This is a genomic window from Tersicoccus phoenicis (genome assembly GCF_001968835.1).
Classification (GTDB): domain Bacteria; phylum Actinomycetota; class Actinomycetes; order Actinomycetales; family Micrococcaceae; genus Tersicoccus; species Tersicoccus phoenicis.
The window spans coordinates 1-14,841 of record NZ_MRDE01000075.1 but is presented as its reverse complement, the minus strand read 5'-3'; the positions used below and the strand labels follow the sequence as shown (position 1 = coordinate 14,841).

Here is a 14,841-nt window from a genome sequence, read left to right as displayed (position 1 = left end):
CAGGTGCGGAAGGAGCCGGCCGGCGCTCGTTCCGGTATCGCCGACCTGCTCGCCGGGGTCGCTGCGCCCGCGACCGTGTTGTTCGTCCATGCCCACCCCGACGACGAGTCGATCGCCACGGGCGGCACGATGGCGGCCCTGGCCGACGCCGGGCACCGCGTGCTCCTGCTCACCTGCACCCGCGGTGAGCTCGGCGAGGTCATCCCCGCGGACCTGCGGCACCTGCAGGTCGGGCTCCCCGAGTCCGTCGACGACGGCGCCGCGCTGGCGCAGCTGCGGCTGACGGAGCTGGCCACCGCGACCCGGGTGCTCGGCGTGCACAGCGGCTTCCTGCTCGGTACCGCGCCCGCCCTCGACCCAGGTGCGCCGCCCCGGGCCTACCGTGACTCCGGGATGAGCTGGGGCGAGGACGGCCGGGCTCAGCCCGCCCCTGAGGTCTCCACCGACAGCTTCACCCAGCAGCCACTCGAGGCAGCGGCGGCCGACCTGGCCGCCCTGCTGCGGGTGATCCGGCCGGACGTCGTGATCACCTACGACGACGACGGCGGCTACGGCCATCCGGACCACGTCCGCGCCCACCAGGTCACCGTCGCCGCGCTGCGCCAGATCGACGGCGAGTTCCCCGTCCGTGCCTGGGTGACCGCCGGCGACGTCGGCTCGTCCACCGGCCGGCTGGTCGAGGTGACCGGCGACGCCGACGCGAAGCGAGCCGCGATCGCCGCGCACGGCACCCAGACCGTCGTCGAGGGCGGCCGCTTCGCCCTCTCCAACGGCATCTGGCAGGACGTCTCCCCGGTCGAGCGGTTCCGGGAGATCACCCCGGCCGGTGCCGGCGGTGCGGGCGCTGTCAGCGCTGCCGGCGGTCCGGGCGGTGCGGGCGCGACGCCGCGTCCGGCCCGGTGGTTGGCGGGCGTCGCCGCAGTGGTGGTCGGCCTGCTGGTGTGCTGGCTCGGCACCGTGCTGCACGGGCACGTCGGGTACGCCGGCACCACGCCGTTGCCGTGGGGTGCCCTGCTCGCGGTCGTGCTCTGCGCCAGCGCGGCGACCGCCGTCGGGTTGTGGACTCGCGCCGTCTGGGCAGCGGCCGTCACCGGGGCCGTCGCCTTCACCGGTAACTGGCTGTTGGCCGGTGGGGGCAGTGTCCCACTGATCGTCACCCAGACGGCCCGGCCGACCGGTGTCGCCCTGGCGGGGAACGTCTGGCTGTACGGCGCGGGCGTCGCGACCGTCGTCGCCGTACTGCTCACCGCACGCGGCCTCCGGCGGTCCCACCGCTGATATACGGGAAGCGGATCCTGATTCGGTCGGAGACGGTTCCCCTGGCGGCGCTCAGACGGCAGAATGAGGGTTTCCACGCTCACCAGGAGGGCCGCATGAAGACCGTCGCTCCGATCGCCGTCATCGACGCCCTCGAGGACGCCACCTGGCTCGACCCCGTCGTCGACCTCGAACACAAGTTGTCCCACGCACTGATCAAGCCGCAATGGCTCCGCGACCTGCTGCACGGCGTGCCGCAGGGGCACCCGCTGCACCCGCCGCTGGTGCAGGTGCCGCTCGGCGCCTGGTTCTCCGCGGCCTTCCTCGACCTGGTGCCCGGGTCCGAGGACGCCTCGCGGCGCCTCGTCGGTGCCGGCGTGCTGGCGACGGTACCGGCCGTCGCCGCCGGCTACACCGACTTCGCCGCCCTGCACCCGCAGCAGATGCGCGTCGCGGTGGTGCACGCCAGTGCGAACTTCACGGCTGTCGGCCTCTACTCGGTCTCGTGGCTGGCCCGGCGGTCCGGACGCCACGGCCTCGGCAAGGCGCTCTCCTTCGCCGGCCTCGGCATCGCCGGCCTCGGCGGCTTCCTCGGTGGGCATCTCTCCTTCCGGCAGGCGGCCGGCCCGAATCACGCCGAGGACGTCCCGCACCGCGTCGAACCCGGGTGGCACTCGCTCGGACCGGTCGATGACCTCCCGACCGGCACGCTGACCCGCCGCGCGGTGGGTGAGGTCCCCGTCGTCGTGCTCCGGCAGGAGTCCTCCGACGCCGTCTTCGTCCTCGCGGACACGTGCAGTCACCTCTCCGGGCCGCTGCACGAGGGCGAAGTGACGACGGCGAAGCCCGGCGAGGGACCCTGCGTCACCTGTCCGTGGCACGGGTCGACGTTCTCCCTGCGCAGCGGAGCCGTCGTCAACGGTCCGGCCACCGCTCCGCAGCCGCGGTTCAGCACCCGGGTGGTCGACGGACGACTCGAGGTGAGCCTGCCCGGCGCCGGCTGACGCACGTGCACGGCCCGGCTGTGGTGCTCAGCGGTTGCGAGCGGTCAGGTCGGGGTGGTGGGCGAAGAAGATCGACGTGGGCTCGCCGTCGTCGTCGGCCGGCATCGCCGCGTACTCCTGCAGGACGTCCTCGATCCGATCGAGCAGCTCGCGTCGGTGCGCCTCGTTCAGCTTGATGCCGAGCCGGACGGTCTCGAGCTGGTCCGGGGCCACGCCCTCCAGGTCGGCGAGGAACGCGTCGACCAGGGTGGTGCCCGGTGGCATCGGCGTGCGCCACGACAGGCGGGTGGCCAGGTAGGGCACTTCGCGGGCGCCTCTGGTGCCGCGTCGTTCCGGTTCGGCGGCCAGGAACCCGGCGTCGGCCAGCGTCCGGACGTGATGCAGGCTCGTCGCCGGGTTCAGGTCGAACCGCTCGGCGATCTCCTTGTTGGTCCGGGCCTCGTGCAGGCAGTACCGCAGGATGCGGATGCGCAACGGCGAACTCAGCGCCCGCCCCCGGGTCCGGGCCTCGTCGTCGGCGTCCATGCACCTCATTCAGTCAGCACCACTCACTGATTGACAACTGCCAATCAGTAGCTGATGCTGACGGCATGGGACTCGAGAACGTCCGGCCGGCATCGACGTCGGAGTCGGACCCGATGCCGGACGTGCGACCCGATGACAGCACCGACGTCGCCGCGCCGGACCGTTCGCTGTGGCACGACGGCGACTTCCTGCGGTACTGGGCGGGCCAGGGCGTCAGTCAGCTCGGCGCGAGTGTGGGCCGGATCGCGCTGCCGGTGCTCGCGGTCAGCGTGCTCGACGCGACCGCCTTCCAGGTGGGGCTGCTCGACGCCGTGCAGTTCGCCGCCTTCCTGCTGATCGGGCTGCCCGCCGGGGCCTGGGTGGATCGGTGGCGCAAACGCCGCACGATGATCGTGGCGGACGTCGTCCGCGCCCTGGCGATGCTGGCCATCCCGGTGCTCGGGTGGGCCGGGGCCCTGGACTTCTGGCACCTGCTCGCCGTCGCCGCCGTCGTCGGCACCGCCACCGTCTTCTTCGACGTCGGGTACCAGAGTTTCGTGCCGATCCTGGTGCCGGCCGGCCGGGTCGCGGACGCCAACGGGAAACTGGAGGCGACCGCACAGGTGGCGCGGCTCGGTGGCCCCGGCATCGGCGGCGTGCTGCTGAGCGTGATCAGTGTGCCCGTCCTGTTCGTCGCGGAGGCCGTCGGCTATCTCGTCTCGGCGATCGCGTTGACCACCGTGCGCGACCGGGAACGGCGTCCGGACCCGCCCGAGCAGGCGTCACTCGTGGGGCAGATCCGGGCGGGGTTGAGCTTCGTGGTGCGGCACCCGCTGATCGGCAGGATCACGACGGCGACCGGCATCTCGAACTTCTTCTCCACGCTCGCCGCGACGCTGTACCCGCTCCTCGTTCTGCGCGAGCTGGCGCTCGGTGCGCCGGCCTTCGGGCTGGTCATGACGATGGGGGCGGTCGGTGGCGTGCTCGGGGCCACCCTGGCCGCCCGCGTCGGCGACCGGGTGGGGGAGGGCACCGCACTGCCCCTGACGATGCTCGCGTCCGCCGTGGTGATGGCGCTGATGCCGCTCTCCGTGGCCATGCCCACGGCCTGGTCCCAGATCGCGGTGCTCTGCGTGGCGGAGTTCGGCTTCTCCGCGCTGGTGCTGGTCTACAACGTGCTGCAGGTCAGCATGCGGCAGCGGGTGTGCCCACCGGTGCTGCTGGGCCGGATGAACGCCTCGATCCGATGCCTGGTCTGGGGCGTCATGCCCATCGGCGCGCTGCTGGGTGGCTGGCTCGGTGGCGCGATCGGCATCGTGCCGACCATGGTGATCGGCGTCGTCGGCGCCGCGACCGCCTGCCTCCCGCTGTTCTTCTCACCGCTGTGGGGAATGCGTCGGCTGCCGTGCTGACGTCACCGTGCGGGGTGCGTCTCTGGCCTCGCACGAGGGCCCGCTCGGGCCTCGCCCGGAGGCCCGAGTTGGCCTCGCGCGGAGGCCCGCGCTGGCCTTGCACGGGGGCCCGCGCTGGCCTCGCGCGGGGGCCCGAACAGTGCGGCCGCCATCTGGGCCAGAGTGCTCTGACCCGAACAGCGGCACCGATCATCGGGCTGGAGTGCGAGCGTCCGTCGCCGATGACGTTGCACCGGCTTCTCCCTCCACAGGCGGGCGTGCCGGGCTCCGTCGTCCACCGGTCGCATCTGGGCGCCCGAGCGAAGGCTCTCGGATGCTCGAGGATGTCGTCCATGACCGTGTCGGAGGTGCTGGCCGCCCAGGGCGGCGTCGTGCGGTGGAGCGAGTTGCGCGACGCCGGGGCCACGCGGGCGGCGGTCGATCGCTGGGTCCGGCACGGCGATCTGGTACGGGTGGATCGGGGGCTGCTGGCCCTTCCGACGGCGGACCCGGTGGTCGTCGACCTGCGGCAGCGGGGAGGTCGCATCGCCTGCGTCACGTTGGCCCACCAGATGGGTCTGTGGAAGTGGCGTGATCCGTCGATGCCGCACGTTGGCGTGAGCCGGGGCCTCCGTCTCCCGGACTGCGTGGTGCATCGGACGAGCGGCGACTACGAGCTGGCGGACGCGCTGCTGAGCTGCTGCCGGTGTCTGCCGGAGATCGAGGCACTCGTGCTGATCGAGTCGGCCGTCGTGCTCGGCAGGGTCAGCCTGCCGGGACTGCGACGCAGATTCGCCGGGGCGCGGCCGTCCTGGGCCAGCCGGGTCCTGGATCAGGTGCATCCCGAGTCCGGGTCGATGATCGAGACCCTGGCCCGGTGTCTACTGCGCCGCGCCGGCTTCACCGTGCAGTGCCAGGTCCGGATCGACGGCGTGGGCCACCTCGACCTGATGGTGGAGGGCACGGTGGGTGTCGAGGTGGACGGCGCGCAGTTCCACAGCGACCGCCGGGCCTACCGTGAGGATCGACGGCGGTGGAACCTGTTGACCCGGCAGGGAGTTCCGGTGCTCCGCGTCACCTACGAGATGGTCGTGCACGACCCGGAGGCGTTCGTGTCGCTCGTGCGCCAGACACTGGATCGGCACACCCGCCGCTGATCGCGCAGCCGGCCGGACGAGGGCGGGCTCGATCTCGCACCCCAGCCCGATCAGTGGGGCTCTTGTTCGGGCCAGGGCGCTCCAGCCCGAACAGTGGGACCGTTGTTCGGGCCAGAGTGCGAGGGGAGCGCGGGCCAGGGGAGTGCAGGGAGGAGGGCCAAGGTGCCGGCCTTACGCGGGTGAGAGTCACTCAGCGCCGGCGCGACGCCGGGGGAGGGGGCACCGGCTTGGCGGCGACGACGTCGCGAAGCGGGATGGCGATGTCCCCCGCGGACCGGGTGCGGACGGTGCAGGTGTCGATCTCCCGGCCGACGATCTCGCCGAGTGCGTCCGTCGCCCGGTGCCCGGTGGCCTCGATCCGGTAGCGGACCACGACGCGAGTGCCGAGCGGCAGCGTGGACAGCAACTGGGCGGGAGAGGTGCTCATGACACCACGCTAGCCACCGGAGTGAGCGCCGTCACGCCGCTGCCGGGCTCGATCTCCGGTGCCGGTGCCGGCAGTAGACTGGCGGGAGCCGTCGAACGTCCCGGTCAACAGAGCTTTGGTCGATCCAGTGCGGACGCGGCGGCGACCGACGGTACACGAGGAGAGGTCAGACGTGACATACGTCATCGCGCAGCCCTGCGTCGACATCAAGGACAAGGCGTGTGTGGAGGAGTGTCCTGTCGACTGCATCTACGAGGGTGAACGATCCCTCTACATCCACCCCGACGAGTGCGTCGACTGCGGTGCCTGCGAGCCGGTCTGCCCGGTGGAGGCCATCTACTACGAGGACGACATCCCGGAGCAGTGGGCCGACTACTACAGGGCGAACGTCGAGTTCTTCGAGGAGATCGGCTCGCCCGGCGGCGCCGCCAAGCTCGGCAACACGCACACCGACCACCCGATGATCGCCGCTCTGCCCCCGCAGAACCAGGACGTCGACCTGTGACGGAAGCGCCGTCCGAGGTCCGGGGCTTCGGGCTGGATCTGCCCGAGTACCCCTGGGAGGCGATGGCCCCCTACCAGGCCACCGCGGAGAGCCACCCCGGCGGCGTCGTCAATCTGTCCGTCGGCACTCCCGTCGACGCCACCCCCGGCTTCATCCGGACAGCCCTCGCCGACGCCGCGAACGCGCCGGGCTATCCGGCGACCCACGGCACGCCCCAGCTGCGGGAGGCCGTCGTCCGCTGGTTCGCGCGCCGCCGCGGGGTCACGGGCCTGCCACCTGATGCCGTGCTGCCCACGGTTGGTTCCAAGGAACTCGTCGCCTGGTTGCCCCTGCTGCTCGGATTGCGCGCCGGCGACGTCGTCGTCCATCCGACGGTGGCCTACCCCACCTACGCGATCGGTGCCCGCCTGGCCGGGGCCGAGGCGGTCGCGGCGGACGACCTGGACACGCTCGACGAGGCGGTCCGCGCCCGAGTGCGGATGGTGTGGGTGAACTCCCCGGCCAATCCGACCGGCGCCGTGATCGACGCCGAGCACCTCCGCCGGGTCGTCGCGGCGGCCCGCGCTCTGGGCGCCGTCGTCGTCTCCGACGAGTGCTATGCCGAGCTGGGCTGGGACCGCTGGGACACCCACCGGGGTGGGGAATCGGTGCCGTCGCTGCTGGATCCGCGCGTCACCGACGGCGATCTCAGCGGCCTGTTCGTCGCCTACTCGTTGAGCAAGCAGTCCAGTGTGGCCGGCTACCGTGCCGCGTTCCTCGCGGGGGCGCCGGAGCTGATGCCGAACCTGATCAATGCGCGCAAGCACGCGGGGATGATCGTGCCGGCGCCGGTGCAGGCCGTGATGACGGTCGCGCTCGACGACGACGAGCACGTCAGCGCCCAGAAGGACGTCTACCGACGGCGGCGGGAGATCCTGCGGCCCGCGCTCGAAGCCTTCGGGCTGCGGATCGAGCACTCCGAGGCGGGCCTGTATCTGTGGTGCACGGCCGGGGAGGACGCCTGGACGACCGTCGGGCGTCTCGCCGAGCTCGGCATCGTCGCCGGCCCCGGGGTGTTCTACGGGACGGCCGGCACGCGGTACGTGCGGGTGGCGTTGACCGCCGCGACCGGGCGGGTGCAGGGCGCGGCCGACCGGCTGCACGCCGCCGGTTCTTGACCGCCGATTCGTGGCCGGCGGCCCCGGCCGTCGGAACGCCGTCGCGGCGGGTCGGTGGGGGCGAGAGCGATTCGGTCGGAGGAACCGCGGGCGGGTAGCTTGGACACGAACACGACGCCGGTGCGGGCCAGACGCTTCCGCCGTGCGTCCGACCACCTCGCGAGGAGGAACAGTGGCTGAAGGCAACGGCGCGACGCTGGACTACGGCACCGGCTCGATGGAGTTGCCGCGCGTCGACGTGACCGAGGGGAACGCCGGGCTCGACGTGTCCAAGCTGCTCCGGACGACCGGGGACGTCACCTACGACATCGGGTTCATGAACACCGCCGGCACCAGGTCGGCCATCACCTTCATCGACGGCGACGCCGGGATCCTGCGGTACCGGGGTTACCCGATCGAACAGTTGGCCCAGCACTCCTCGTTCCTCGAGGTCACCTACCTGCTGATCTACGGGGAACTGCCCAGCGCCGACGAGCTGGCGGCGTTCGACAACCGGCTGCGCCGGCACACCATGCTGCACGAGGACCTCAAGGGCTTCTTCGGCGGTTTCCCGCGGGACGCGCACCCGATGCCGGTGCTCTCCTCGGCCGTCTCCGCGCTGTCCACCTTCTACCAGGACTCGCTGAACCCGTTCGACAAGGAGCAGGTCGAACTCTCCACGTTCCGGTTGCTGGCGAAGGTGCCGGTGATCGCCGCCTACGCGCACAAGAAGAGCATCGGTCAGCCGATGCTCTATCCGGACAACTCGTTGAACTCCGTCGAGAACTTCCTGCGGATGTGCTTCGGCCTGCCGACCGAGCACTACGACCTCGACCCGGAACTGGTCAAGGCGCTGGACCTGCTGCTGATCCTGCACGCCGACCACGAGCAGAACTGCTCGACGTCGACCGTCCGCCTCGTCGGCTCCTCCAACGCCAACCTCTTCGCGTCCGTCTCCGCGGGCATCAACGCGCTCTTCGGGCCGCTGCACGGTGGCGCCAACGAGGCGGTGCTGAACATGCTGCGCCGGATCCAGGCCGAGGGCATCAAGCCCGAGGACTACATGGAGAAGGTGAAGAACAAGGAGGACGGGGTCAAGCTGATGGGCTTCGGCCACCGCGTCTACAAGAACTACGATCCGCGCGCGAAGATCGTCAAGGCGACCGCGGACGAGCTGCTCGGCAAGCTCGGCGGCAACGACGAACTGCTCGAGATCGCCAAGCGCCTGGAGGAGAAGGCGCTGGCCGACGACTACTTCATCGAGCGCAAGCTCTACCCCAACGTCGACTTCTACACCGGCCTGATCTACAAGGCGATGGGCTTCCCTGAGAAGATGTTCACCGTCCTGTTCGCCCTCGGGCGGCTGCCGGGCTGGATCGCCCAGTGGCGCGAGATGATCGAGGACCCGACGACGAAGATCGGGCGCCCGCGCCAGCTCTACGTCGGTGCCCCGGAGCGCAACTACCCGCTCGACTGAGGCCCGGCCCCGCCGCCCGGGCGCACCGCGATCACCGTGTCCATGACGGCGGTCCCCTCACCGCCGAGCAGGTAGGCCGTCCGGCCGGCGACGACGGCGGCGGGCATCGCCACGGCGACCGGGAGGCTTCCGGCCCTGGTGACTCGGCCGGTGGCGGGGTCCAGCCGCCAGATGGCGGAACTGGGGTGCCCGTCGGTCAGTCCACCGAGGATCAGCACCGTGCCGCCGAGGACCACCGCCACCGCCTGTTCGATGAACACGGGGAAGTGGCCGACGACGGCGACGGCGCCCGTGCGGGTGTTCACGCGCTGGATGGCCGAGGTCGCCGTGCTGCCGTCGCTGCCGCCGAACACCCACAGCTCCGTCCCCGAGACGGCGGTCGCCGCGTAGCGCACCGGCCGCGGCAGGTCGGCGAGCGGACGGAACAGCTTCCCGTCGCTGGTGCGCAGAATGGTGGCGTCCGGGCCGGCACCGCCCGCGCCTCCCACCAGGTACGCCACGCCGCGGGAGTCCGTCGCGACCGACAGGTCAGCGCGCGGATGAGGGAGCCGGCCGACGACGGCGGACTCTCCCGCCCCGGACCCGAGCCGCTGCACGGCGTCGTGCACCGACCCGGCGCCCCCGCCGAAGATGACGGACTCGCCGCCCAGGACGGCACCGCCGGCGTCGTGCACCCCCTGGACGAGGGCCCCGGTACGGCTCGACCGACCGGTGGCCGGATCGACCCGGATCACGTCGGCGGTTGAGGTGCCCGACGTCGTGAGCCCGCCGAGGAGCAGCAGATCCTTCCCGTCGGGCAGGGCGACCGCCCTGGAGACCGGAGCGGGCAGGCGCCACGGTGCCAGCGCGGCCGTGAAGGTGGTGGCGGGCGACGCTGTCGGAGAAGTGGGGGAAGCGGGGGGAGCCGCGCCAATCGGAGAAGTGGGGGAAGCCGGGGGAGTGGTGACCGGCCCCGCGGATGTGGTCACCGCCGCCGTGGTGCCGGTGGGGCCCGATCCCTGGGCGCTGCAGGCGGTCAGTGTCAGCGCCAGGACCAGGGTCAGGACCGCCCGTGGGGCCGGCAGCGGGCGTCGTCCGGCTCTGCTGGCGGGCATCGCGGCTCGACCCATCACCGGGTCAGACCGGTGTGGCCCAGGCAGTACCGGCCAGGCTGCGGCCACACGCACAGGCCGTGGGGTTGCCGCCCGACCGGGATCTTGCGGATCAGTGCGCCGTCCCGCGTGGAGAGCACGTAGACCACGTCGTCGTAGCGACCGGAGAGCCACAGCTGGGAGCCATCGGCGGTGAGATTGCCCATGTCGGGGCTGCCGCCCCCGGGGATCCGCCACTTCGCCAGGATCGCGCCCGTGTACGGGTTCAACACACTGATGCTGCCCTCCAGCCGGTTGCTGACGAAGAGCCGGGTGGCGTCACGCGAGTAGTAGAGCCCATGGGCTCCGGCGCCCGTCCGGATGAAACGGCGGACCTTGGTGGCCGGCCCGTCGAGCACCCACAGGCCGCCCTCGTCGGAGTCGGCGATGTAGAACACCGACCCGTCCGGGGCGACCCTGATGTCCTGAGGCCCCATGTGGGTGTTGCGCCGTGGCATGTCGAGAGTGCGCAGCAGCTTACGGGAAGCGACGTCGACGACGGCAACGCGCCCCGAGAACTCGGCCGTGAACACGGCGGTCCGGCCGTCCGGGGTGAAATCGGCGTGGTCGATGCCGGCGCAGGTCGGCACGTGGAGCACGTGCTGCTTCCGCCAGGTGCGGGGGTCGTACCAGATGAGCTGACGCAACGCCTCGGCGACCACGATCGCGGACCGTCCGTCCGGCGTGAAGTACAGGTTGTACGGGGCGTCAGCGGGAATGAGCTTGCCGGGTCGTCCGGTGCGGGCGTCGAACGGCAGCATGCGATTGCCGACGTCGTCGATCGCGTAGAGGGTGCGCAGGTCCCAGGACGGCACCACGTGCTGCACCTCGGTACCGACCGGGTGCCTGGCCACCACCCTGAAGGTGGCCGGATCGATGACCCATACGTCACCGGAGACGCTGTGAGGGACGTAGACCAGCGGCTTGTCCCCCCGCACGGCCCGCGCCAGCATGCCCGCCCCCGCGGCGGCGTAGACGTTGTGCGGGTCGCTGACCGGCGGCATCCTGGGCAGTCCCGTCGTGGGCAGGCGTGTCGTGGGCGCGGGCGTGGCGGTCGGGTAAGAGACGGCGGTCGACGAGGTCGGCCCGACCGGCGTCGCACTGCTGGAACCGGGCGTCGACGTCGTCGTGGCGGTGGCCGTCCCGGACCCGGCCGCGCTGCAACAGGGCGGCCGCCGCTGCGGCGCCCAGCCCCAGGCCGGAGGCCAGCACGACCCTCCTGGACACGGTCTGACGCGTTTCGCGCACCCTGTTCCCTTCCCTCGTCGGAGCGCCGCTCCGGGCTGGCGCACGTCGTGGGTACGACGTTACGGCTCATCGCTGCCCGTTGTACCGCACCCGGCCTGAGAAAAGTCCCACGCTCCGTTCGTAGGTCCGAACCGACGACCTACCACCGGGTAGCATCCGGTCATGGGGAAGCAACGACGGCGTGCATCGGTCCCGGTCATCGCGGCCGTGGTGGCGGCGGCCCTGTCGGGCGTCCTGGCCGGCTGCACACCGGGACCGCCCGCGGACACCACCGCGTCGAACAGCCGGAGCGCCGCCGCGGTCGCGCCGGGTCGACCCGGCGCCCTGCCGACGAGCGCCGGGACGGAATCCGCGCGTGCCGACGGTGGCGGTGTCGTCTACCCGTTGATCGCCCCGACGCCGCCGGGGGAGAAGGTCCTGGTCACCGCGAGCCTGCGCACCGGCGTCGGCCAGGTACCGTTCCGCGATGTGCCCCAGGGACTCGTCACCATGCAGGCGGCGTGCCGGGGCACCGGGAGCGTCCAGGTCGCCCTCTACGCCATCCGAGTCATGCAGGTCCCCTGTCACCGTGGCGCCGAACCGACCTTCGTCGCGGAGACCATCGACGTGCCCCCGTTCGAGACGGCGGCACCGGCGCCGACCGTGAATCTGCACGCCTTCGCCGTGATGGTGACGGCGCGGACGGATCAGCAGTGGGCGGTCACCGTCTCGCAGCGGCCGGCCGGCCCTACCGCGTCGTCGTCTGCGTCACCGACATCCACCTCCGCCCCGGCGAGGTGAATCACCGGAGCCCGCCGCCGTGCTGGCGAAAGGAAGGTCAGGCGTCCGCGTAGCCGTTCGGGTTCTGTGACTGCCAGCGCCAGTGATCGGCGCACATGGTGTTCAGGTCCCGGCCGGCGGACCAGCCCAGGTCCGCCAGGGCTGCCGACGGGTCCGCGTAACTGACGGCCGCGTCACCGGGACGCCGCGGCGCGATCTCATACGGGACCGGCTTGCCCGCCGCCCGGCCGAACGCCTCGATCACCTCGAGCACCGAGGAGCCGCGCCCGGTGCCCAGGTTCCAGCGATGCACCCCGCCGCGGTCGGCGAGGTAGTCCAGGGCGGCGAGGTGCCCGGCGGCGAGGTCGACGACGTGGATGTAGTCCCGCACCCCGGTGCCGTCTGGCGTCGGGTAGTCGTCCCCGAACACGCGGACCTTCTCCCGCCGGCCGACCGCGACCTGCGCCACGAAGGGCAGCAGGTTGTTCGGCACCCCGGTCGGGTCCTCCCCGATCCGGCCGGACTCGTGAGCCCCGACCGGGTTGAAGTAACGCAGCAGGGCCATCCGCCACCGGCTGTCCGCGGCACCGAGATCGGACAGGATGTCCTCGATCTGCTCCTTCGTGCGGCCGTACGGGTTGATGGCGTCCAGCGGCAGCTTCTCCGTCAGGGGCACCTCCTCGGTCGCGCCGTAGACGGTGGCGGAGGAGGAGAAGACGATGGTCCGCACGTCGTGTGCGTCCATGGCGGTGAGCAGGTTGACGGTGCCGACCGTGTTGTTCGTGTAGTACCGCAGCGGCTCGGCGACCGACTCGCCCACCGCCTTCAGCCCCGCGAAGTGGATGACCGCCTCGATCCCGGCACCGGTGAACACCGCATCCAGCGCGCCGGGGTCCGTCAGGTCTGCCCGGTGCAGTTCGACGTCCCGGCCCGCCAGCTCGCCGACCCGGCGCAGCGACTCCGGGCTGGAGTTGGACAGGTTGTCCAGCACGACGACGTCGTGCCCCGCCTGGAGCAGGGCGAGGGCCGTGTGCGAGCCGATGTATCCGGCGCCGCCGGTGACGAGGATCTTCATCCGTCCAGCGTAGGGCAGCACCCGGCTCGCACCGGGGACGTCACCGCCCGCGCGGCCTTCCCCTGCCCCGCCCGCGGGCGGCTCGGTATCCTGAGGACGGTCCCCGCCCGGGACGGTCCGGGAAGGCCGGGGAGGCCCGGGGGAGACGACGGCTGCGCGGCGACGGTTGCAGGTGACCGCAGCCGGCAGGTGACCGCAGAACGGCAGATGACCGCAGTCGAGGAAGACGAGGTGCCCGTGACGACGCCGCAGGCGGGATGGACGATCACCGTGGACACGGCACCCATGCTGGTCCTCGCCCTGTACATCCGGGACGCGGCGGGACTGGGCCCGTGCGGCCACCCGCAGCTGTCCCCGCTGCTGCCCGGGGTCCGGCACGCCGATCCGCATCGGCTGACCGCCGGTACCGGTGGGGTCGACGCGCTGCGCGGGGAGTGGGAGCTGTGGTGGCACGGCCTGTGCCTCGGGGCGGAGCACGCGGTCGACCGGCTCACCCCGCCCTCGTTCGCCGAGTTCGCGGGCAGCCCGGCCCTGCGCCGCTACCTGCAGGCCCACTTCGGGTCCGCCCTGCTGTGGTCACGAGAGCGGGTCGCCGAGTACCGGCAGGTGGCCGACACCCGGGACGCCCTGGACCAGCACCGCATCCTGGAGCGCCTCGTCGAGGAGCGTGAGCTGGACGTCGACCGCTCGGCCCGCCCGTTCCGGCTGCAGATCATCGAACTGCCCCTGGCCGAGAAGCGGGCGTGGTTCGTCGAACCGGACCGGCTGCTGGTCGCGCACACCCTGCTCGGCGACGAGCAGGCCACCCGCGAGTATCTCGAGCCCGTGCTCGAACTGCTGGTCTGACGGCGCCCGTGCTCGCCGCCACGCTGCAGAGCTGGGCGCCCACGATCCTGGCCGTCGCGGTGCTCTCCGTCCTCGCCGGCGTGGGCCTCGCCGCCCTGCGCGTGCCCGGGCCGCGCCAGGTGGTCACGGCGATCCTGCGGGCCGCCGTCCAGCTGATGCTGCTCAGCGCCATCCTCGGCGGGGTGATCACCGACCTGCGCCTGGTCGCGATCGCCCTGGTGGTGATGCTGGGCGCGGCGGCGTACACGGCTGCCCGCCGGGCGCACGCACCCGGACGGATGATCCCGGTCCTGGCCGTCGCCGTCGCCGCGGGCCCGGCGGCGGTGATGACCGTGGTCTTCAGCACCGGAGCGATCGAGTTCTCCGCCCGCTACCTGCTGGCCATCGGCGGCATCGTGATCGGCAACGCCATGACCACCGCGGCCCTGACCTCCCGCCTGCTGGACGCCTCGATCATCGACCACTGGGACGAGGTGGAGGCCTGGCTCTCGCTCGGCGCGACACCACGCCAGGCCGTCGCCCCGTTGGCCCGCTCCAGTGTGCACACCGCCCTGATCCCCACCATCGACCAGACCCGGACCACCGGCATCGTCGTACTGCCCGGCGCCTTCGTCGGCGCGGTGTTCGCCGGCGCTTCCCCGCTGGAGGCGGGGCGATTCCAGCTCGTGGTGCTGGCGTGCATCTTGACATCGGGCGTGATCACGGCATCGACGATCGCGTTCCGCACCTCCGTGGCGTTCAGTCGTCCCACCGACCACCGGGCGATCGGCTGAGTGTGAACAGCCGCGCTCGGTGTCGTGGTTTTGGTTTCGCTTCATGTCGGGCCCGTTAGTCCCTATGGCTGCAGCAGTTCTTCCCGGATGCGGGCGGCGACGGCGTCGCGCATGGGGCGGACGTCGTCGGGGGACCAGGAGTCCGGATCCGG

Annotated in this window: 15 protein-coding genes; 10 read left to right on the top strand and 5 right to left on the bottom strand. The window is 71.9% G+C overall.

Going from position 1 to position 14,841, the window contains the following annotated elements; genetic code table 11:
• Positions 1-3: 3 nt before the first annotated feature.
• Together BKD30_RS12820 and BKD30_RS12815 are read left to right on the top strand one after the other, a co-directional pair.
• A complete protein-coding gene (locus BKD30_RS12820; RefSeq protein ID WP_143588194.1) occupies positions 4-1,278 on the top strand; it encodes a PIG-L family deacetylase in 1,275 nt (424 codons plus the stop codon).
• A 95-nt stretch (positions 1,279-1,373) separates the two neighbouring features.
• Positions 1,374-2,261 (top strand): Rieske 2Fe-2S domain-containing protein, encoded by an 888-nt coding sequence (locus BKD30_RS12815; RefSeq protein WP_076705176.1) that lies wholly within the window; start codon positions 1,374-1,376, stop codon positions 2,259-2,261.
• Between the two features lie 27 nt (positions 2,262-2,288).
• Here BKD30_RS12815 and BKD30_RS12810 read toward each other — a convergent pair whose 3' ends face one another.
• A complete protein-coding gene (locus tag BKD30_RS12810) occupies positions 2,289-2,786 on the bottom strand; it encodes an ArsR/SmtB family transcription factor (RefSeq protein WP_076705173.1) in 498 nt (165 codons plus the stop codon).
• A 65-nt stretch (positions 2,787-2,851) separates the two neighbouring features.
• Here BKD30_RS12810 and BKD30_RS12805 point away from each other — a divergent pair, with 65 nt between their 5' ends.
• The gene (locus BKD30_RS12805; RefSeq protein ID WP_235861696.1) at positions 2,852-4,177 is read left to right on the top strand and encodes an MFS transporter; all 1,326 of its coding nucleotides are present in this window, start codon (positions 2,852-2,854) and stop codon (positions 4,175-4,177) included.
• A 332-nt stretch (positions 4,178-4,509) separates the two neighbouring features.
• The gene (locus tag BKD30_RS12800; RefSeq protein ID WP_076705171.1) at positions 4,510-5,313 is read left to right on the top strand and encodes a type IV toxin-antitoxin system AbiEi family antitoxin domain-containing protein; all 804 of its coding nucleotides are present in this window, start codon (positions 4,510-4,512) and stop codon (positions 5,311-5,313) included.
• A 190-nt stretch (positions 5,314-5,503) separates the two neighbouring features.
• Here BKD30_RS12800 and BKD30_RS12795 read toward each other — a convergent pair whose 3' ends face one another.
• Entirely contained in the window at positions 5,504-5,740 is a 237-nt protein-coding gene (locus BKD30_RS12795) for a putative acetyltransferase (protein WP_076705169.1), read from the bottom strand.
• Between the two features lie 172 nt (positions 5,741-5,912).
• Between BKD30_RS12795 and fdxA the strand changes: the two genes are divergently transcribed.
• From fdxA to BKD30_RS12780, 3 genes are all read left to right on the top strand, one after another.
• Positions 5,913-6,245 (top strand): ferredoxin, encoded by a 333-nt coding sequence (fdxA, locus tag BKD30_RS16400; protein WP_076705167.1) that lies wholly within the window; start codon positions 5,913-5,915, stop codon positions 6,243-6,245.
• Entirely contained in the window at positions 6,242-7,402 is a 1,161-nt protein-coding gene (dapC, locus tag BKD30_RS12785; protein ID WP_076705164.1) for a succinyldiaminopimelate transaminase, read from the top strand. Before fdxA ends, dapC begins: the two co-directional genes overlap by 4 nt.
• Positions 7,403-7,619: 217 nt before the next feature.
• Complete coding sequence (locus BKD30_RS12780) at positions 7,620-8,858, top strand: citrate synthase (RefSeq protein WP_235861699.1); 1,239 nt, start codon at positions 7,620-7,622, stop codon at positions 8,856-8,858.
• Here BKD30_RS12780 and BKD30_RS12775 read toward each other — a convergent pair.
• Complete coding sequence (locus BKD30_RS12775; protein WP_076705160.1) at positions 8,843-9,952, bottom strand: kelch repeat-containing protein; 1,110 nt, start codon at positions 9,950-9,952, stop codon at positions 8,843-8,845. The two genes, BKD30_RS12780 and BKD30_RS12775, sit on opposite strands and share 16 nt — an antisense overlap.
• 14 nt (positions 9,953-9,966) lie before the next feature.
• Positions 9,967-10,992, bottom strand: coding sequence for a YncE family protein (locus tag BKD30_RS12770; RefSeq protein ID WP_143588193.1), 1,026 nt, complete (start codon positions 10,990-10,992; stop codon positions 9,967-9,969).
• A gap of 406 nt (positions 10,993-11,398) precedes the next feature.
• On the opposite strand from BKD30_RS12770, the gene BKD30_RS12765 reads away from it, so the two are divergent.
• Positions 11,399-12,016, top strand: a complete 618-nt coding sequence (locus BKD30_RS12765; RefSeq protein WP_076705159.1) for a hypothetical protein — start codon at positions 11,399-11,401, stop codon at positions 12,014-12,016.
• A 37-nt stretch (positions 12,017-12,053) separates the two neighbouring features.
• Here the strand turns inward: BKD30_RS12765 and galE are convergent, their stop codons facing one another.
• Entirely contained in the window at positions 12,054-13,070 is a 1,017-nt protein-coding gene (gene galE, locus BKD30_RS12760; RefSeq protein ID WP_076705158.1) for a UDP-glucose 4-epimerase GalE, read from the bottom strand.
• A gap of 207 nt (positions 13,071-13,277) precedes the next feature.
• Here galE and BKD30_RS12755 point away from each other — a divergent pair, with 207 nt between their 5' ends.
• The gene (locus BKD30_RS12755; RefSeq protein ID WP_076705203.1) at positions 13,278-13,916 is read left to right on the top strand and encodes a hypothetical protein; all 639 of its coding nucleotides are present in this window, start codon (positions 13,278-13,280) and stop codon (positions 13,914-13,916) included.
• Between the two features lie 8 nt (positions 13,917-13,924).
• Positions 13,925-14,689, top strand: a complete 765-nt coding sequence (locus tag BKD30_RS12750; RefSeq protein WP_235861694.1) for an ABC transporter permease — start codon at positions 13,925-13,927, stop codon at positions 14,687-14,689.
• Positions 14,690-14,841 lie beyond the last annotated feature (152 nt).

Coding starts and splice junctions, on each gene's coding strand:
- BKD30_RS12755 (WP_076705203.1), top strand. CDS start 13,278: ATGACCGCAGTCGAGGAAGACGAGGTGCCCGTGACGACGCCGCAGGCG.
- BKD30_RS12775 (WP_076705160.1), bottom strand. CDS start 9,952: ATGCCCGCCAGCAGAGCCGGACGACGCCCGCTGCCGGCCCCACGGGCG.
- galE (WP_076705158.1), bottom strand. CDS start 13,070: ATGAAGATCCTCGTCACCGGCGGCGCCGGATACATCGGCTCGCACACG.
- BKD30_RS12770 (WP_143588193.1), bottom strand. CDS start 10,992: ATGCCGCCGGTCAGCGACCCGCACAACGTCTACGCCGCCGCGGGGGCG.
- BKD30_RS12765 (WP_076705159.1), top strand. CDS start 11,399: ATGGGGAAGCAACGACGGCGTGCATCGGTCCCGGTCATCGCGGCCGTG.
- BKD30_RS12795 (WP_076705169.1), bottom strand. CDS start 5,740: ATGAGCACCTCTCCCGCCCAGTTGCTGTCCACGCTGCCGCTCGGCACT.
- BKD30_RS12800 (WP_076705171.1), top strand. CDS start 4,510: ATGACCGTGTCGGAGGTGCTGGCCGCCCAGGGCGGCGTCGTGCGGTGG.
- BKD30_RS12805 (WP_235861696.1), top strand. CDS start 2,852: ATGGGACTCGAGAACGTCCGGCCGGCATCGACGTCGGAGTCGGACCCG.
- BKD30_RS12780 (WP_235861699.1), top strand. CDS start 7,620: ATGGAGTTGCCGCGCGTCGACGTGACCGAGGGGAACGCCGGGCTCGAC.
- BKD30_RS12810 (WP_076705173.1), bottom strand. CDS start 2,786: ATGGACGCCGACGACGAGGCCCGGACCCGGGGGCGGGCGCTGAGTTCG.
- BKD30_RS12815 (WP_076705176.1), top strand. CDS start 1,374: ATGAAGACCGTCGCTCCGATCGCCGTCATCGACGCCCTCGAGGACGCC.